20 protein-coding genes are annotated in these 17,760 nt (G+C 63.0%); 11 read left to right on the forward strand and 9 right to left on the reverse strand.

The genetic code is table 11. From position 1 onward, the window contains the following. Positions 1-197: 197 nt before the first annotated feature. Positions 198-983, reverse strand: a complete 786-nt coding sequence (gene scpB / locus FFS12_RS15935) for an SMC-Scp complex subunit ScpB (RefSeq protein WP_137888164.1) — start codon at positions 981-983, stop codon at positions 198-200. Between the two features lie 11 nt (positions 984-994). After that, the gene (locus FFS12_RS15940; RefSeq protein ID WP_171011904.1) at positions 995-1,693 is read right to left on the reverse strand and encodes a ScpA family protein; all 699 of its coding nucleotides are present in this window, start codon (positions 1,691-1,693) and stop codon (positions 995-997) included. A gap of 267 nt (positions 1,694-1,960) precedes the next feature. Here FFS12_RS15940 and FFS12_RS15945 point away from each other — a divergent pair, with 267 nt between their 5' ends. After that, on the forward strand, positions 1,961-2,317 hold the full coding sequence (locus tag FFS12_RS15945; RefSeq protein WP_137888168.1) for a PA2779 family protein: 357 nt from the start codon (positions 1,961-1,963) through the stop codon (positions 2,315-2,317). Positions 2,318-2,383: 66 nt separating this feature from the next. Here FFS12_RS15945 and FFS12_RS15950 read toward each other — a convergent pair whose 3' ends face one another. The 3 genes from FFS12_RS15950 to FFS12_RS15960 are packed head-to-tail and all read right to left on the reverse strand — an operon-like array spanning position 2,384 to position 5,152. Beyond that, a complete protein-coding gene (locus FFS12_RS15950) occupies positions 2,384-3,598 on the reverse strand; it encodes a tryptophan--tRNA ligase (protein ID WP_137888170.1) in 1,215 nt (404 codons plus the stop codon). Positions 3,599-3,645: 47 nt separating this feature from the next. Continuing rightward, positions 3,646-4,275 (reverse strand): L-threonylcarbamoyladenylate synthase, encoded by a 630-nt coding sequence (locus FFS12_RS15955; RefSeq protein WP_137888172.1) that lies wholly within the window; start codon positions 4,273-4,275, stop codon positions 3,646-3,648. Between the two features lie 13 nt (positions 4,276-4,288). After that, positions 4,289-5,152 carry a PHP domain-containing protein gene (locus tag FFS12_RS15960; protein WP_137888174.1) on the reverse strand — a complete coding sequence of 288 codons (864 nt, stop codon included), beginning with the start codon at positions 5,150-5,152 and terminating at the stop codon, positions 4,289-4,291. Between the two features lie 102 nt (positions 5,153-5,254). On the opposite strand from FFS12_RS15960, the gene FFS12_RS15965 reads away from it, so the two are divergent. The 6 genes from FFS12_RS15965 (at position 5,255) to FFS12_RS15990 (ending at position 9,287) form a co-directional block, all read left to right on the forward strand. Further along, positions 5,255-5,857, forward strand: coding sequence for a septation protein A (locus FFS12_RS15965; RefSeq protein WP_137888176.1), 603 nt, complete (start codon positions 5,255-5,257; stop codon positions 5,855-5,857). Position 5,858: 1 nt separating this feature from the next. After that, complete coding sequence (locus FFS12_RS15970) at positions 5,859-6,158, forward strand: YciI family protein (protein ID WP_137888178.1); 300 nt, start codon at positions 5,859-5,861, stop codon at positions 6,156-6,158. Between the two features lie 48 nt (positions 6,159-6,206). Then, the gene (locus tag FFS12_RS15975) at positions 6,207-6,626 is read left to right on the forward strand and encodes a translation initiation factor 2 (RefSeq protein ID WP_137888180.1); all 420 of its coding nucleotides are present in this window, start codon (positions 6,207-6,209) and stop codon (positions 6,624-6,626) included. Positions 6,627-6,634: 8 nt separating this feature from the next. After that, the gene (locus FFS12_RS15980; RefSeq protein WP_137888182.1) at positions 6,635-7,312 is read left to right on the forward strand and encodes a response regulator transcription factor; all 678 of its coding nucleotides are present in this window, start codon (positions 6,635-6,637) and stop codon (positions 7,310-7,312) included. 116 nt (positions 7,313-7,428) lie between these two features. Continuing rightward, on the forward strand, positions 7,429-7,839 hold the full coding sequence (locus tag FFS12_RS15985; RefSeq protein ID WP_137888184.1) for a Spy/CpxP family protein refolding chaperone: 411 nt from the start codon (positions 7,429-7,431) through the stop codon (positions 7,837-7,839). Between the two features lie 95 nt (positions 7,840-7,934). Next, positions 7,935-9,287 carry a HAMP domain-containing sensor histidine kinase gene (locus FFS12_RS15990; RefSeq protein ID WP_137888186.1) on the forward strand — a complete coding sequence of 451 codons (1,353 nt, stop codon included), beginning with the start codon at positions 7,935-7,937 and terminating at the stop codon, positions 9,285-9,287. On the opposite strand, the gene FFS12_RS15995 is transcribed toward FFS12_RS15990, so the two are convergent. After that, positions 9,268-9,828, reverse strand: coding sequence for a nitroreductase family protein (locus FFS12_RS15995; protein WP_137888188.1), 561 nt, complete (start codon positions 9,826-9,828; stop codon positions 9,268-9,270). The two genes, FFS12_RS15990 and FFS12_RS15995, sit on opposite strands and share 20 nt — an antisense overlap. A 266-nt stretch (positions 9,829-10,094) precedes the next feature. Here FFS12_RS15995 and FFS12_RS16000 point away from each other — a divergent pair, with 266 nt between their 5' ends. Next, a complete protein-coding gene (locus tag FFS12_RS16000; RefSeq protein ID WP_137888190.1) occupies positions 10,095-11,549 on the forward strand; it encodes a TrkH family potassium uptake protein in 1,455 nt (484 codons plus the stop codon). A 188-nt stretch (positions 11,550-11,737) separates the two neighbouring features. Here the strand turns inward: FFS12_RS16000 and FFS12_RS16005 are convergent, their stop codons facing one another. Beyond that, on the reverse strand, positions 11,738-12,739 hold the full coding sequence (locus FFS12_RS16005) for an AraC family transcriptional regulator (protein ID WP_137820546.1): 1,002 nt from the start codon (positions 12,737-12,739) through the stop codon (positions 11,738-11,740). Between the two features lie 244 nt (positions 12,740-12,983). Between FFS12_RS16005 and FFS12_RS16010 the strand changes: the two genes are divergently transcribed. The 3 genes from FFS12_RS16010 (at position 12,984) to FFS12_RS16020 (ending at position 15,633) form a co-directional block, all read left to right on the forward strand. Continuing rightward, the gene (locus FFS12_RS16010) at positions 12,984-13,301 is read left to right on the forward strand and encodes an Mpo1-like protein (RefSeq protein WP_137888192.1); all 318 of its coding nucleotides are present in this window, start codon (positions 12,984-12,986) and stop codon (positions 13,299-13,301) included. 188 nt (positions 13,302-13,489) lie between these two features. Further along, positions 13,490-14,077 carry an HD domain-containing protein gene (locus FFS12_RS16015; protein WP_137888194.1) on the forward strand — a complete coding sequence of 196 codons (588 nt, stop codon included), beginning with the start codon at positions 13,490-13,492 and terminating at the stop codon, positions 14,075-14,077. Between the two features lie 167 nt (positions 14,078-14,244). After that, entirely contained in the window at positions 14,245-15,633 is a 1,389-nt protein-coding gene (locus FFS12_RS16020) for an adenylate/guanylate cyclase domain-containing protein (RefSeq protein ID WP_137888196.1), read from the forward strand. Positions 15,634-15,774: 141 nt separating this feature from the next. Here the strand turns inward: FFS12_RS16020 and FFS12_RS16025 are convergent, their stop codons facing one another. Further along, complete coding sequence (locus tag FFS12_RS16025; protein ID WP_137888198.1) at positions 15,775-16,809, reverse strand: glycosyltransferase family 1 protein; 1,035 nt, start codon at positions 16,807-16,809, stop codon at positions 15,775-15,777. Then, on the reverse strand, positions 16,806-17,630 hold the full coding sequence (locus tag FFS12_RS16030) for a UDP-2,3-diacylglucosamine diphosphatase (RefSeq protein ID WP_137888200.1): 825 nt from the start codon (positions 17,628-17,630) through the stop codon (positions 16,806-16,808). Before FFS12_RS16030 ends, FFS12_RS16025 begins: the two co-directional genes overlap by 4 nt. Between the last annotated feature and the right edge of the window lie 130 nt (positions 17,631-17,760).

The following is a 17,760-nucleotide window of genomic DNA, read 5'->3' on the forward strand; positions in this document are numbered from 1 at the left end:
CACCTCCCGGTGTAGCAATCTGGTCACCTGCGGCGAGGACTCGCCGAAGGGCGCGCATCATACGCTGCGCAGCCAACCAAGCCTAGCGCATCTGCCGGCCTTAGCTGGCGATACTTTGCCAGCAACCGATAAACGATCAGGCTTCCTTAGGCCATTCGCTCCCTCACAGTGACCGAGCCAGACACCCCAGATTCAGCTCAATCGCGAGTAGCCTCCGCCTCGTCCGGCAAGGCTTCTGCGCGCTTGTCGTCTTGCTCGGCATCGGCCAGGTCATCGAAATCGGTTTTCAGGCCCTGCTCCATCGAATCCAACTCCGCCAACAGGCTGCTGAAGCTGGTTTCATTCCGCGGCTCCACCGCTTCCTCGGCCAAATCGGCCAAGTCGGCGCGGGCCTGCAAGTCATCCGGCACCGGCAGCTCGTCGTCGAAGGCCAACAGCGGTTCCGGCTCCAACTCGCGCAGCGCGGCCAGCGGCGGCAGCTCATCGAGACTCTTCAGGTTGAAGTGATCGAGAAACAGCTTGGTGGTGGCGAACATCGCCGGTTTGCCCGGCACATCGCGATAACCGACGACGCGAATCCACTCACGTTCGAGCAAGGTCTTGACGATATGGCTGTTCACCGCCACGCCGCGAATATCCTCGATCTCGCCGCGCGTAATCGGCTGGCGATAGGCAATCAGCGCCAGAGTTTCCAGCATGGCGCGGGAATAGCGCTGCGGCCGCTCCTCCCAGAGCCGGCCAACCCAAGGCGCGTACTGCTCGCGCACCTGCAGACGGTAACCCGTAGCGACTTCCTTCAGCTCGAAGGCCCGCCCTTCACAGGACTTACCCAGCAGCGCCAAGGCCTTTTTAAACACGGCCGGTTCGGGCCGCTCGGCCTCTTCGAACAGCTCAAAAAAGCGCTCAAGCGACTGCGGTTTGCCGGACGCCAGGAGGAAAGCTTCGAGTAGCGAGGCCAGCTCGCGGGGGTCGCTCAGGTTCATCTTTCGACTCTTTATTCGGCTCGCGCACGCACATGGATAGGCCCAAAGGCCTCATTTTGCACCAGCTCGACCAGGGATTCCTTGATCAATTCGAGCACCGCCATAAAGGTCACCACCACGCCGAGGCGGCCCTCCTCGGCGCGGAACAAGGCCACGAACGGCACAAACGCCCCGCCCTTGAGGCGCTCTAGCACCTCGCTCATCCGCTCGCGGGTCGACAGTGCCTCCCGCGTGACCTGGTGGCTCTCGAACATATCGGCCCGGCGCAGCACCTCGGCCATCGACAGCAGCAGCTCTTCCAGGCTTACGTCGGGCAACAACTTGCGCGCCCGCGCTTGCGGCGCATCCAGGCACGGCACCGTGTGATCGCGGCCAACCCGCGGCAGTTGATCGATGCCTTCCGCTGCGGCCTTATAGCGTTCGTACTCCTGCAACCGCCGGATCAGTTCGGCGCGCGGGTCATCTTCCTCGTTCTCCACCGCGCTGGAGCGCGGCAGCAGCATGCGCGACTTGATCTCGGCGAGCATCGCCGCCATCACCAGATACTCGGCGGCCAACTCCAGGCGCACGGACTGCATCAACTCGACATAGCCCATGTACTGCCGGGTAATTTCCGCCACCGGGATATCCAGCACGTCGATGTTCTGTTTGCGGATCAGGTAGAGCAGCAGGTCGAGCGGGCCTTCGAAGGCTTCGAGGAACACCTCCAGCGCATCCGGCGGAATATACAAATCCAGCGGCAGCTCGGTGACGGCCTTGCCGTACACCAGGGCGAACGGCAGCTCCTGCTGCGCGCCGGCTTGGCTGTCTGAAGGCGCTATTGGCGGTATGTCCTGCATATATTCCTCTGGATCGGGCATAAGTCGCGCAATCTCGGCCAAGGCCGGAAAGTTGCCGCGTCCACACGCTGTGCCAAACTTAATGAGTTCGGAACGTTCACTTCAATGGGTTCTAACAGGACCCTTGGGAGGTGCACTATGAAAACATTAACGATGGCATTCGGTGTTGTTTTGCTGTTCGCATGCCTGGCTTTCGTCCAAACCTCTGCAGTGCAAGCCGGGATGCTCTCGACGCAAGAGGTCGTAGCCGCACAACAGGCTCAGGCCGACCGCGACAAAGTCCGCGACTTTCTGAGCCGCGCCAGTGTGCAGGAAAAAATGCAGGCTCTGGGCGTCCAGGCGGCCTTTGCCAAAGAGCGTGTCGATGCCTTGACGGTGCAGGAAGTCACCCTGCTGGCGCAACGGATCGATGCCCTTCCCGCCGGCGGCGCCCTGAGTGGTACCGATTTTGTGATCATCCTATTGGTCGCCATTCTGGTGGCGATAGCCCTCTGACCTAGGTGTCATGACAGCCAAGCAAATAAGCCGGGGCGCCTAATCCCCCCGGCTTACTCAGTCGAGTTATCGGTAATTCAAACCCAAGGCCAAACGAACCTCGGTGAGGGTTTCTCGCGCTTCATCACGGGCCCGCTCAGCACCCTCAGCGAGAATGCTGCGCACCAGTTCCGGGCTGTCCTGGTAATCGATGGCGCGCGCCTGCAAGGGTTTCAGTTCAGCCTGAACCGCCTCGATCAGCGGCGCCTTGCAGTCCAGGCAGCCAATGCCGGCGCTTTTGCAGCCCTGCTGCACCCACGCCCGAGTCTCGTTATTGGAGTAAACCTCATGCCACTGCCACACCGGGCAGCGCGCCGGATCACCCGGATCGGCGCGATGTACCCGCGCGGGGTCGGTCGGCATGCGTTTTAGCTTGTCCTCCACCTGCTCGGTGGTATCGCGCAGGTAGATGGCATTGCCATTGGACTTGGACATCTTGCGGCCGTCCAGCCCGGCCATCTTCGGCGCGTCACCGAGCAACGCCTGCGGCTCCGGCAGCAAGACCTTACCGCCGCCCTCCAGATAGCCGAACAAGCGCTCCTTATCCCCGAGGGTGACGCTCTGCAGCTCCTTGAGCAGCGCGCGTGCGGTCTCCAGCGCCTCGACATCGCCCTGTTCCTGAAAGGCTTTGCGCAGGCCGTTGTAGAGCTTGGCGGTTTTCTTGCCGAGTTTGAGGATCGCCGCTTCGGCCTTGTCCTCGAAGCCCGGTTCGCGGCCGTACAGATGGTTGAAGCGCCGCGCGACGTCGCGGGCAAACTCGATGTGCTGCACCTGGTCGGAACCGACCGGCACCAGGCCGGCGCGATACAACAGGATGTCGGCCGTCTGCAGCAAGGGGTAGCCGAGAAAACCATAGGTGCTGAGGTCTTTGTGATGCAGTTGATCCTGCTGCTCTTTATAGGAAGGTACCCGTTCCAGCCAGCTGAGCGGGCAGATCATCGACAACAGCAGGTGCAGTTCGGCGTGTTCCGGCACCTGCGACTGGATGAACAGGGTCGCCGAACTGGGGCTGACGCCCGCGGCCAGCCAGTCCACCGCCATGTCCATGACGTGCTGGGGGATCTGCCCGACTTCGTCGTAATCGGTGGTCAGCGCATGCCAGTCGACGATGCAGAAGAAGCACTCGTATTCGTGCTGCAGCTTGACCCAGTTCTTCAGCGCACCGTGATAATGACCGAGGTGCAAACGGCCACTGGGGCGCATGCCCGAAAGCACGCGCCGCTGGGAGTCAACGAGGCTCAAGCAGAGTTCCTTTAGCGAACAGACAGAAAGCCGATTATAGCCAGCACCTAGCCGCCGCCCGCAAATGGCGACGGATCACCGCAACCGACACGGATAATTTCGGCTTCATCGTCGACCAGGCTGATCACGGTCGAGGCTTCCAGGCCGCCAAAACCGCCATCCAGGATCAGGTCGACCTGATGCTCCAGCATCTGGCGCATCTCGTAAGGGTCGCTCATCGGCACATCCTCGCCAGGCAGAATCAGGCTGACGCTCATCAGCGGCTCGCCGAGCTCCGCCAGCAGCGCCTGGGCGATCGGGTGGCTTGGCACTCGCAGGCCGATGGTCCGGCGTTTGGGATGCAGCAGCATGCGCGGCACTTCGCGGGTGGCACTCAGAATGAAGGTGTAAGGCCCCGGCGTATGAGCTTTGAGCAGACGAAACGCGCCGGTATCGACCTTGGCGAACAGCCCCAATTGCGACAAATCGCGGCAGACCAGGGTGAAGTTGTGCTTATCGTCCAGCTGGCGCAGACGGCGAATCCGCTCCACCGCGCTCTTGTCGCCGATATGACAGCCCAGCGCGTAGGAAGAATCCGTCGGGTAGACGATCACCCCGCCGGCCTTGATGATTTCCACCGCCTGCTTAATCAGGCGCGCCTGCGGATTTTCCGGGTGCACCTGGAAGAATTGACTCATGGGAACTCCCTGTTCAGAGGGCAGCAGGCTGCTGGACATGCTCGAAACGCAACCAGAGCGGCGGAAGATCATCGGGCAACGGGCGGTACATGCCCAGCTCGGACCAGTCTCCCGGGGCGTGAAAATCACTGCCGACGCTCGCCAGCAGACCAAATTCGCGGGCCAGAATGGCCAGGCTGCCGACTTGCTCCGCCGGCTGCATGCCATTGACCACTTCCAGCGCATGACCGCCGGCCTGGATGAAGTCGGCGATCAACTTACGCCGCTTGCTGCGGGTGAAGTCGTACTGCCAGGCATGCGCCAGGCTGACCCAGGCGCCCGCCTCGCGCAGGGTACCGACCGCCTGTTCGAGGGTCGGCCAGTGCTGCTTGACATCGCCCAGCTTGCCGGAGCCCAACCATTTGCGAAACGCCTCGGCGCGGTCACGCACATGCCCGGCTCGCACCAGGAACTCGGCAAAGTGCGGCCGCGCCGGCGCATTACCGCTATCCCCCAACTCTTGCTGGATGGCCCGCGCGCCTTCGAGTGCGCCAGGCATGCCCTTGGCTTCCAGGCGTTTGTCGATTTCTTCGGCGCGCAACCAGCGGCCATCGCGCAACTCGGCAATCGCCTGCAGCAGCGCCGGCGCAGTGGCCGCAAAGCCGTAGCCGAGTACATGAATGGTCGCACCACCCCAGGTACAGGACAGTTCCACGCCGTTGATCAGCTGCATATCCAGCGCAGTGGCGGCGACACGGGCCTCGTCGAGGCCTTCCAAAGTGTCATGGTCGGTCAGCGCCAGCATGCGCACCCCCCGTTCATGGGCGCGCGCGACAACCACGGCAGGCGCTAGAGCGCCATCGGAGGCTGTGCTGTGGCAGTGCAGATCGACGTTCATTCGGTGTTTCTCTCTCTACCGCAGGAAACTCTGACGCGTTCGGAGTTTCCCTACTGGTTTGGTTTGTTATTATGCCGGCACATCCTGCTTCTGGCTGCCACTGTGAAACAATTCATCGACTTCATCCCGCTTATCCTGTTCTTCATCGTTTATAAGCTCGAACCCCGTGCGGTTGAGCTAGCCGGCAATACTTACATGCTAGGCGGTATTTTCAGTGCCACCGCGATGTTGATCGTCAGTTCGGTGGTGGTCTACGGCATCTTTTTCCTGTTGCAGCGCAAGCTGGAGAAAAGCCAGTGGTTGACCCTGATCGCCTGCTTGGTATTCGGTAGCCTGACGCTGGCCTTCCACAGTGAGACCTTCCTCAAATGGAAGGCGCCAGTGGTCAGCTGGCTGTTCGCCTTGGGTTTTGCCGGCAGCCACTTTATCGGTGAACAGCCGCTGATCCAACGCATCATGGGCCATGCCATCAGCCTGCCCCAGCCGATCTGGAACCGTCTGAATATTGCCTGGATTGGGTTCTTTCTCGTCAGTGGCGCCGCCAACCTGTTCGTTGCGTTCACCTTCCAAAGCATCTGGGTCGACTTCAAGGTATTCGGCAGCCTGGGCATGACCCTGCTGTTCTTGATCGGCCAAGGCCTGTTCCTCGCTCGCCATATCCATGACGTCGAACCCGCCCCTTCTGCTACTAAAACCAAGGACTGACATGCTCTACGCGATCATTGCCACCGATCTAGCCAACTCGCTGGAAAACCGCATGGCCGCCCGCCCCGCCCACCTGGCTCGGCTGGAACAGCTGAAAAATGAAGGCCGCCTGGTGCTCGCCGGCCCGCACCCGGCAGTCGATAGCAATGACCCTGGCGCCGCCGGCTTCAGCGGCAGCCTGATCGTCGCCGAGTTTGAATCCCTTAGCGCCGCCCAGAGTTGGGCCGACGCCGATCCCTACCGGGCTGCCGGGGTCTATGCCAGCGTGCTGGTGAAACCCTTCAAGCTCGTGCTCCCCTAAGAACCACCGAAACCGCAGGCCGCTAACAACCAGGAAATAGGAGTTCCGATGCGCCAAGGTCCGCTGTCCCTGCTGTTCGCTGCGTTGCTGGTGACTGGCCAACTGCACGCCGAGGAACTATCGGCTGCACCTGACAGCAACCCACCGTTGGCCGCCGCCACTGCGACGCAAACGCAAATTGACGCACTGGAGCAGCGCCTGGCCGAAAGTGAACAGCGGCGCGCCGAACTGGCCGCGCAACTACAAAGCACTGACGGTGAGCGCGAGAACGCTCAATTGACGCGGCTGCGCCAGGACAACCAGCGGCTCAAGCTGCAACTCAAGCAAGCCCAGGCCGAACAGCCGGCACGCCTGCTGAGCGAACAACAGCTGTGGTTTGTGGTTGGCGCGGGCGTGGCACTGGTCGCCCTGCTCTGCGGCGCCATGCTGCGTGGCCGCCGCAGAACCCGCCGCGAATGGATCAACTAAGCGCCGCCATGCCCACCTTACTGCTGATCGACGACGACCGTGAACTGTGCGAACTGCTCGCCAACTGGCTGAGCCAGGAAGGCTTTCAAGTCAGCGCCTGTCATGACGGCCATAGTGCCCGTGCGGCACTGGCCGCACAGGCGCCCGCCGCCGTCGTGCTGGATGTCATGCTGCCCGACGGCAGCGGTCTGGAGCTGCTCAAGCAGCTGCGCAGCGACCACCCCGAACTGCCGGTACTGATGCTCTCGGCCCGTGGCGAACCCTTGGATCGCATCCTCGGCCTGGAACTCGGCGCCGACGACTACCTGGCCAAACCTTGTGATCCTCGCGAACTGACGGCCCGTCTACGCGCCGTTCTGCGCCGTAGCCTGCCAGTGGCCGTGTCCAGCCAGTTGGAGCTGGACGACTTGTGCTTCAGCCCGGCCCGCGGCGTGGTCAACATTGGCGGCCATGAGGTCATCCTCACCGTCTCCGAAAGCCGCCTGCTCGAAGCCCTGCTGCACCAACCCGGCGAGCCGGTGGATAAGCAAGAACTGGCGCAACTGGCCCTCGGTCGTAAACTGACCCTGTACGACCGCAGCCTGGACATGCACGTCAGCAACCTGCGAAAAAAAATCGGCCCACACTTCGATGGCCGACCGCGCATCCTCGCGCTGCGCAGCCGCGGCTACTACTACAGCGCCTGAACCCAGCGCCCCCAGCCTTTACCTAAGCTTTACCCTTGCCTGACCGCCCTTGACCTTGCCGTCCCTAGACTGGGCACATCCGGCAACTGGCCGGAATCGAGACAAGGAGACACCTCATGCGTAAGACCCTCATCGCCGTCCTGTTCGCCGCAGCCCTGCCGACATTCGCCATGGCCATGCCCGAAGGCGGCCCACGCCACGGCGGCGAACACGGCTCGCAGATGTTCAAAGAGCTGGATCTGAGCAAGGAACAACGGCATGCCATCGGCAAGCTGATGGGCGAGCAAATGCACAGCCGCCACGAGATCACCCAGCGCTACCTGGACAAGCTGCCCGCCGCTGAACAGAAAGCCATGCAGGATGAACTCAAGGCCAAACACGACAAGACCCAGAGCGAGATCCGCGCCCTGCTCAAGCCTGAACAACAGAAACAGTTCGACGAACTGCAGAAGAAGCAGCAAGAACGCCGCGCCGAACGCGCCGAGTTCGAGGCCTGGAAAGCCCAGAAAGAGCAAAAAGCCCAGTAAGCTTGCCGCACCACCGGCGGCATGAAGCCGCAGCATGCTAGCCGCCCATCCAACACGCCCCTGTTGGATGGGCTTTGTCCGTTTAAGGAGTTGCTGTGCGTTCACTGTTTTGGCGCATCTTCGCCAGCTTCTGGCTGGCCATCGCCCTGGTCGCCGGGCTGTCCATGCTGCTGGGCCATGCGCTGAACCAGGACGCCTGGATTCTCAGCCGCCACCCCGGCCTACAGGGTTTGGCCGAGCGCTGGACGCAGATCTATGAAGCAGAAGGCGAGCAGGCCGCGCAGAACTATCTAGAGCAGCGCAAGCGCCGCTACCACATCGACATCCAGGTGCTCGACGATAACGGCGACGCACTGGTCAAGGGCACCTTCCCGCGACGCGCGGCGGCCTTCGAGGCGCGTCGCCACAATGATCGGCGGCGCTTGCCCTGGCGCCGCCTGACCGCCGACTACACCAGCCCGGCGAGCGGCGAGACCTACTTGCTGATCTACCGCATTCCCCACCCGGAGCTGGATGCCTGGCACCGCGGCAGCCTGCTCTGGCCGCTGAGCGCGCTGGGCATCGCGCTGGTGGTGCTGAGCCTGTTCAGCCTGCTGCTGACGCTCTCCATCACCCGCCCGCTGAGCCGCCTGCGCGGCGCCGTGCACGACCTCGGGCAGACCACCTATCAGCAGCACAGCCTGGCGCGCCTGGCCAACCGCCGCGATGAATTCGGCGTACTGGCCAGCGACTTCAACCGCATGGGCGCACGCCTGCAAGGCCTGATCGGCAGCCAGCGCCAACTGCTGCGCGATGTGTCCCACGAACTGCGCTCACCGCTGGCGCGCTTGCGCATCGCCCTGGCCCTGGCCGAACGCGCAAGCCCGGCCGAACGCGAACCGCTGTGGCCACGCCTGTCCCGCGAATGCGACCGCCTGGAAGCCTTGATCAGTGAGATTCTCGCCCTCGCCCGCCTGGATGCCGAGCCTGGCGCGGCACAGCCGATCGACCTAGCGACCCTGCTTGAAAGCCGGCGGCAAGAGGCACAACTGAGCGCCCCGGAGCAGGAGATCCGCATCGAAATAGAGCCCGGACTGAGCCTGCAAGGCTGGCCGGACATGCTCGAGCGCGCGCTGGACAACCTGCTGCGCAATGCCCTGCGTTTCAATCCGCCCGACCAGCCGATCGAGCTATTAGCGCAGCGTCAGGCTGAACGCTTGCTGCTCAGCGTGCGCGATCATGGCCCCGGCGTGCCGACCGCGCATTTGCCTCGACTCGGCGAACCCTTCTTCCGCGCCCCGGAACAAAGCACGGCAGGACATGGTTTGGGCTTGGCGATTGCCCGCCGCGCCGCCGAGCGGCACGGCGGCAGCCTGAAGCTGGCGAACCATCCAGGCGGTGGCTTTATTGCCAGCCTGGAACTGCCGCTGATGGCGAGCGAACTACCAATCAAGCCGGCCAGGCACTGACGAAGTCGCTGACCGCCAGTTCTGCCGGGGTACGCAACTCACGCTCCGGCGTCCCCAGATAGAGAAAGCCGATGATCTGCTCAGCCGCGCTCAAGCCCAGGCCCTGGGCCACCCCCGCGTTGTAGGCCAGCTCGCCGGTCCGCCAGACCGCACCAATTCCTTGGGCGTGAGCGGCCAGCAGAATGCCATGCGCCGCACAGCCAGCCGCCAGCAGTTGCTCCTGCTGCGGGATTTTGAAGTGGTCTTGCAAACGGGCGATCGCCACGATCAATAGCGGTGCGCGCAGCGGCATCGCCCGGGCCTTGCTCAACGCCTCTTGCGTGACTGGCGCCGAGCCCGCCGTCAGCGCCGCGGCAAACAACTCACCGAGTCGCTCGCGCGCAGCCCCCTCCACCGTGAGAAAACGCCAGGGCCGCAGTTGGCCATGATCCGGCGCCCGCAAGGCCGCGCGAAACAGCACCTCACGTTGCGCCGCATCGGGTGCGGGCTCGCGCAAGCGCGGCGCGGAAACACGGTTAAGCAGAGCGTCGAGAGCCTCCATCGGCCACCTCCAGAACAAAGACAGCCGGCATTCTAGCCGATCGGACGACTCGGCCCGCGGCCGCTTGCGCGTAGGGTGGTCTCGGAGCGCAGCGACAGCCCGCCAATAGGTCGGCGTACTGCCTGCGGCGAGTACGCCCTACGGCATGACAAGCAGCGGCGGCTATCCTAACCAGCAGAAAACGCCTGCGCAGCCCCGTAAAGGCTGGTTTACAGGCCCAACGGCGCGCGTAGAATGGCGCCCTCGCCTCCTCTGAGCCCGACCACATGGCCCTGCCGACCCTGCGTATCATTGGTTTTATCCTCGGCATCTTCCTGATCACCCTCGCGGTCAGCATGGTCATTCCCATGCTGACCTTGCTGCTCTTCGAGCTCACCGACGATCTCAACGCCTTCCTCTGGTCGAGCCTGATCACCGTACTCGCCGGCCTCGCGCTGGTTGCCCCCGGACGCCCGGGGCAGGCGCACCTGCGGCCACGGGACATGTATTTTCTCACCACCGCCAGCTGGGTCGTGGTGTGCTGTTTCGCGGCGCTGCCGATGGTGATCATTCAGCACATCAGCTACACCGATGCCTTTTTCGAGACCATGTCCGGCATTACCACCACCGGCTCGACCGTGCTCACCGGGCTGGACAGTGCCTCGCCGGGCCTGCTGATCTGGCGCTCGATGCTGCATTGGCTGGGCGGCATCGGCTTTATCGGCATGGCGGTGGCGATTCTGCCGCTGCTGCGGGTCGGCGGCATGCGCCTGTTCCAGACCGAGTCCTCGGACTGGGGCGAGAAGGTCATGCCGCGTTCACATATGGCCGCCAAGTACATTCTGCTGGTCTACGTCGGCATTACCGGGCTGGGCACCCTGTGCTTCTGGCTGGCCGGGATGAGTGGTTTCGAGGCCATCAATCATTCGATGTCGATGATCTCCACCGGCGGCTTCTCCACCTCCGACTCATCCCTGGCTCATTGGTCACAACCGGCGGTGCACTGGGTCGCGGTGCTGTTCATGATGCTCGGCAGCCTGCCCTTCACCCTCTATGTCGCGACCTTGCGCGGTCATCGCAAAGCCCTGCTCAAGGATCACCAGGTGCGCGGCTTCGTCGGTTTCCTGGTCCTCACCTGGCTGGTGTTCGGCACCTGGCTGTGGTTCAACTCCGAGCACGCTTGGCTAGACGCTTTCCGCATCGTCGCGCTGAACGTCACCTCGGTCGTCACCACCACCGGCGTGGCGCTCGGCGACTACACCCTGTGGGGCAGCTTCTCGGTGCTGCTGTTCTTCTACCTGACCTTCATCGGCGGCTGCTCCGGCTCCACCGCCGGCGGCCTGAAGATCTTCCGCTTTCAGGTTGCCTATGTGCTGCTCAGGGCCAACCTGCAGCAACTGGTGCATCCGCGCGCGGTGATCAAACAGCAGTACAACAACCACAACCTCGATGAAGATATCGTTCGCTCGCTGATTACCTTCTCGTTCTTCTTCACCATCACCATCGGCGTGATCGCCCTCGGCCTGGCGCTAATTGGTCTGGACTGGATCACCGCGCTAACGGGCGCCGCCACCGCCGTGTGCAACGTCGGCCCGGGCCTGGGCCCGATCATCGGCCCGGTGGGCAACTTCTCCAGCCTGCCGGATTCGGCCAAGTGGCTGTTGACCATCGGCATGCTGCTCGGCCGCCTGGAGATTCTCACCGTACTGGTGTTGTTCACCCGCGCGTTCTGGAAGCACTGAAAACCCTTTTCGGACCTGCTGCTCGCAGCTGATCCGCATGCGGGCAGTGCGTAGGCTGGGTAGAGGCGCCTGCGCCGAAACCCAGCGTGGGGCTGCGCTGGGTTTCGCGCTGCTCTACCCAGCCTACGTGCTGAATCACCCCGAAGCTGTAGGAGCAGAGCGAGCCAAGGGTGCGGTGAAACCGCACTCTACAACCGTGCACGGTACTCGCCCGGGGTGGCGTCGAACCAGCGGCGGAAGGCGCGAAAGAAGTTGCTCGGGTCGGCGAAACCCAGCAAATAGGCGGTTTCCAGCAGGGTCAGATTGGGTTGCGCCAGGTACTGCACGGCCAGTTCGCGGCGGGTATCGTCGAGCAACTGCTGAAAGCTGGTGCCCTCCTCCTGCAGACGCCGTTGCAAGGTGCGCTGCGACAGGTGCAGCGCCTGCGCCACCGTGTCGCGCTTGGGCTCACCCTGGGGCAACAACCGGCAAAGCACCTGGCGCGCCAGATGGGTCACCCGGCTTTCCGAGAAGCGCGCCAGGTATTCGCCGGCGAAGCGATCGTGCAACTGCGCCAGCGACGCATTGGCCGTGGGCAGCGGCGATTCCATGTCGGCGCGTTCGAACAGCAGCGCGTAATGCGCGGCATTGAACTGGAAGGGCGCCTGAAACACCTGTTTATATGGCTCGAGATCGGCCGGCGGCTCGCCCTGAAAGCTGACCAGCAGCGGACGAATGGGTTTGCCGGTCATCCAGCGACAGAAAGCCAGGGCGTAGGCCAGTGAAGCCTCGGCACTCTGCCGGGCGGGGGCCAGGCGGTCGCCATGGATCGCCAGCATCAGCGCATAACCCTCAGGCAGCGGGCGAAAACTCAGGTCCGCCCCTTCGCCGATGATCCGCTGATAACGCACCAGCCGGGCGAACCCTTCTTTCAGAGTACGGCTGGACATCAGCGCATAACCGACCACATGAAAGGACGCCGGGCGCACCACCTTGGCCATGTTCAGGCCAATCGCCGGATTGCCCGAGAGCTGCACCGCCCGCTGCCACAGCCGGGTCATAGCGTCCTGCGGGAAACGCGCATCCGGGTCATCCAGTGCGGCGTAATCCAGCCCCAGTTCAGGAAACAGCCGACGGCAGTCGACCCCGCCCATTTCCAGCGCCTGCACTATGCCCAGGGCCCAGCTTGAGGAAGTCGTACGTTCGCTCATGGCGCCTTCTTGTGCTATCCACGCCGGCCGCAAGAGCGCGGCCTGGCGGCGCAAGGATACTAAACTGGCGCCTAATGTCACTGGCCCGCGAAGACACTCGCCCTAGACTGCAAATACCACGGGCGCAGGGATGGGCCGCCCGCCCGATGAGGGCGTGAGCGCAGTCCGGACCCGTGCCGGACTCGCAGCGCACTGGTCTGCCAGGACAGCCAATCCGCGCCTTAACCATGACAGGAGCTGTGCCATGAGCACGCAAGCCGCCGAGCGCTACACCCGCTTTGCCGATTTCTATCCCTATTACCTGCAGGAACACAGCAACGCGACCTGCCGCCGCCTGCATTATGTCGGCAGCCTACTGGTGCTGAGCATCCTCGCTTACGCCGTCGTCAGCCAGCAGTGGCTGTGGCTGCTGGCGCTACCGCTGGCCGGTTATGGTTTCGCCTGGGTCGGCCACTTCATCTTCGAAAAGAACCGCCCCGCCACCTTCAAGTACCCGCTGTACAGCTTTATGGGCGACTGGGTGATGCTCAAGGATGCCTTGACTGGGCGCATCAAGTTCTAAGCCTGCGGTGTTCACACGCTGTCCCGCACGACCAGGGATTCGTGGAAACACCGGCTCTACGCCCGACACCACACAGTGATTCTTCAAACCCAGGCAACGCCAAACCGTAGGCTGGGTAGAGCGCAAAAAAGCGGCTCTACCCAGCCTACCGTGCACGCGTCCGACAAAACCCAATAAGAGGACTCCTGATGAACGCCCGTGCCCGCTTTACCCATATGCAAGACGGCACTGCCGAGGACTGGAGCATCATCGCCCAAGACTTCGTCGCCTACGCCAAACAACTACCGGATCGCATCCTGACCCATCTCCAACTGCTCGACGGCGACTTCGGCGGCTTCCCGGTCGATCGCCTGACGCACTCACTGCAAACCGCGACCCGCGCCCACCAGGATGGGCGCGACGAGGAGTACGTGGTCTGCGCCTTGCTGCACGATATTGGCGACACGCTCGGTTCCTACAACCACCCGGATATCGCCGCGGCCATCCTCAAGCCCTTCGTCAGCCCGGAAAACCTCTGGATGGTGGAGAAACATGGGATCTTTCAGGGCTACTACTTTTTCCACCACCTGGGCATGGATCGGCACCTGCGCGAGCAGTTCAAGGAACACCCGCACTACCTGCAGACCATCGAGTTCTGCGCCAAGTACGATGCGGCGGCCTTCGATCCCGACTATGCCAGCCTGCCACTGGCGTTCTTCGAGCCGATGCTGCGACGGCTCTTCGCCCAGCCGAGAAACTCGATCTACACGGCGGCTATGGAACAGGGCCAAGGCTAAGCCCGTTAACCACTGGCAACCCTGGCGCCGCCATTCGGCAGTCATGCTTGGCTGCCGAACCTTTGCTGGTTATGATCCCGACCAGTCAAAAGCTTGGCCTCGGCCTTGCAAAGCGCATAGACGTCCAGCAGAGACGTCAGAAAATCAGTAGGGATCGTGTCACCGCCATGAAATCAGCCCATCTCGAGCGCTTTAACGACTTACCCTCGCTCCCCCTACGCGAGTACTACTCCCGCGTACTGGCCTATATCGCCACGGCTGCCAGCATCGCGGCGGGCACCTATGTGCAGTATTTCGGTTACGACATCCTCTGGTTGGTGCCCTACGCCCTGCTCTACCCACACCTGGCGCATCACCTGAGTCAGCGCTTCAAGGGCGAGCATCCACAACACACCAACCTGGTCTTGCTGTTTATCGACGCCCTGCATGCCGGCGCCGGTGCGGCGCTGCTGGGTTTCTCGGTGGTCCCGAGTCTGATGCTCCTGCTCACCCTGAGCTTCAGCGCGCTGATCATTGGCGGCCTGCGCTACCTCGGGCTGTCGCTGTTGATCGCGGTCAGCGGACTGGTGCTGACCAGCGTCGTCGTCCAACCCGAATTGAAAGCCACCACGCCAACCCTGGTGGCGCTGGTCAGCGTGCTGTTCACCACGCTGTACATCGGCATTACCGCCTACTTCATGCACCAACAGGGCATCCGCCTCGGCGTCGCCCGTAGCGAGATCAAACGCGAGCAGGAAAAGGCCGCGCGGCTGGCACGCAACCTGGCCAAATACCTGTCGCCCCAGGTCTGGGAATCGATCTTCAGCGGCAAAAAGAGCGTGCGCCTGGAAACCCAGCGCAAGAAGCTCACGGTGTTCTTCTCCGACATCAAGGGCTTCACCGAGCTGTCCGAGGAACTGGAAGCCGAGGCCCTGACCGACCTGCTCAACACCTACCTGAACGAGATGTCGAAGATCACCCTGAAATACGGTGGCACCATCGACAAGTTCATCGGTGACTGCGTGATGGTGTTCTTCGGCGATCCGGCCAGCCAGGGCGCGAAGAAGGACGCGGTGAACGCGGTATCCATGGCCATCGCCATGCGCAAGCATATGAAGGTACTGCGTCAACAGTGGCGTGCCCAGGGCATCACCAAGCCGCTGGAAATCCGCATGGGCCTGAACACCGGCTACTGCACCGTCGGTAACTTTGGCGCCGACACGCGCATGGACTACACCATCATCGGCCGCGACGTGAACCTCGCCAGTCGCCTGGAAAGCGCCGCCGAGTCCGGCGAGATCCTGATCTCCCACGAGACTTACTCGCTGGTGAAAGATGTAATCATGTGCCGCGACAAAGGTCAGATCAGCGTCAAGGGCTTCACCCGCCCGGTGCAAATCTATCAAGTGGTGGATTTCCGCCGCGACCTCGGCGCCACCTCCAGCTATGTCGAGCACGAACTGCCCGGTTTCTCCATGTACCTGGACACCAACGGCATCCAGAACTTCGACAAGGAACGGGTGATCCAGGCGCTCAACCTAGCGGCCGAGAAGCTGCGCGACAAGGTGATTCTCTAAGCTCGGGCAACGCCAAACCGTAGGCTAGGTAGAGCGCAGCGACAAAACGGCAGGAAAGCCGTTTTGCACAGCTTCAGCTGCCCGTAGGGTGAGGTGCATGGATGCACCTCATGAAACCCAGCAAGGGTCCCACTCCCGCGCCTACGGGTTGACGAGTGCCTCGCCGATTTTGCCGGGCTCACCATCCAGCAACGGCTGCTGCGCCAGAAACTCCAGCGCCGAGGCCCGCCAGGACTGTCGCGCCGCCCGCTCGGCGCAGCCGATACGGTCCAGCGCCAGCGCCGCCAGGCAGGCCTTGGCCAAATCCTCATCCAACACCCCCGTCACGCCCGCCTCCAGCACATCCAGCGGCCCGGCTACCGGGAAGGCCGCGACCGGCGTGCCGCAGGCCAGCGCCTCCAACATCACCAAGCCATAGGTGTCGGTACGCGAGGGAAAGACCAGCACGCTGGCCTCACCATAGGCCTGGGCCAACGCCTGGCCATGCCGATAGCCGAGAAAACGCACCTGCGGATAACGCGTCTCCAGTTCCGCGCGCTGCGGACCGTCGCCGACCACACGCTTTTCCCCTGGCAACTCGAGGCGCAAAAAGGCCTCCAGGTTCTTCTCCGGGGCGATCCGCCCGACATACAGAAACACTGGCTGTTCCGGCCGGGTGTGTGCCAGCGACGGCTGGAACAGGCGCAGGTCCACGCCCTTGCGCCACACCCCCAAACGCTGCAAGCCCCAGCCGGCGAACTCGCTGCGCAAGCGCTCGGTCGTCACCAGCACCGCCTGACTCGGGCGGTGAAAGGCGCGCAGGTAGGCATAACCCCAGGCCAACGGAATCCGTGGCCAGCGCGCGTGGAGGTATTCCGGAAAGCGCGTGTGGATCGCCGTGGAAAAGGCCAACCCGCGCTTGACCAACCAGCGTCGCGCCGCCCAGCCGAGCGGGCCTTCGGTGGCCAGATGCACGCAATCCGGGCGGAACTCGCGGATCGCCGCACCGACCTTCCACAGCTCCCACACCAGCGGGATTTCCGGGTAAGTCGGACACGGCCGATGGCGGAACTCCAGCGGTGCCAGCAGCTTGACCAGATGCCCCAGCCCACGCAGCTCAGCGACCAGCGCTTGCAGGCTGGTGACCACGCCATTAACTTGCGGCAGCCAGGCGTCGCTGACGATCAGGATTCTCATGCCGCCGGCTCGACCGCCAGCACCGACTCGGCCGCCTGCTGAGCCAAACGCGCCTGATCATCGGCCAGGCGATACAGCTCGATCGTGCCGTCCAGATGCTCGATCAACGCCGTGCACGACTCCACCCAGTCACCACAGTTCAGGTATTCCACCTCGCCCATCTGGCGAATCTCGGCATGATGAATATGCCCGCAGACCACACCATTGAAGCCACGCTTGACGCACTCGTGGGCGATGGCCTCTTCGAAGTCGCTGATGAAGTTCACCGCGCTCTTGACCTTGTGCTTGAGGTAGGCCGAGAGCGACCAGTAGCCATAACCGTAACGGCGGCGCCAGTGATTGAGCCAGCGATTCAGGGTCAGGGTGAATTCGTAGGCCGAGTCGCCGAGAAAGGCCAGCCAGCGGTGGTAGCGGGTGATCACGTCGAACTGGTCGCCATGCACGATCAGCAGGCGGCGGCCATCGGCGGTGACATGCTCCGCCTCGTCGACCAGTTGGATATTGCCCAGTACCAACTTGGAGTAACGGCGCAGAAACTCGTCGTGGTTGCCGGTGACGTAGATCACCTCGGTGCCGCGTTTGCTCATGGTCAGTAAACGGCGGATCACGTTGGTGTGCGCCTGTGGCCAGAAGATGCCGCTGCGCAGCCGCCAGCCGTCGATGATGTCGCCGACCAGGTAGATCTTGTCCGCCTGGTAGCGCTTGAGAAACTGCGACAGATGCTCGGCCTGACAATCGCGGGTGCCTAAGTGGACATCCGAGATCCAGAGGGTACGGACGCGTTGCTTACGACTGGGTTTGACGAGCTGAGCGCTGCTCATGGGGCGGCCTCCGGCAGAGTTTTTCCGAGCTTGAGCGCCGGTGGTGAAACGCGCATGACAGCCACACGACAAACTGATGACAGCGCCGCCGCCAACAACTGCGGGTAGACTGAGCGCCTCCGCCGAGGAA

The organism is Pseudomonas sp. 2FE (genome assembly GCF_005503735.1).
Lineage (GTDB): Bacteria > Pseudomonadota > Gammaproteobacteria > Pseudomonadales > Pseudomonadaceae > Aquipseudomonas.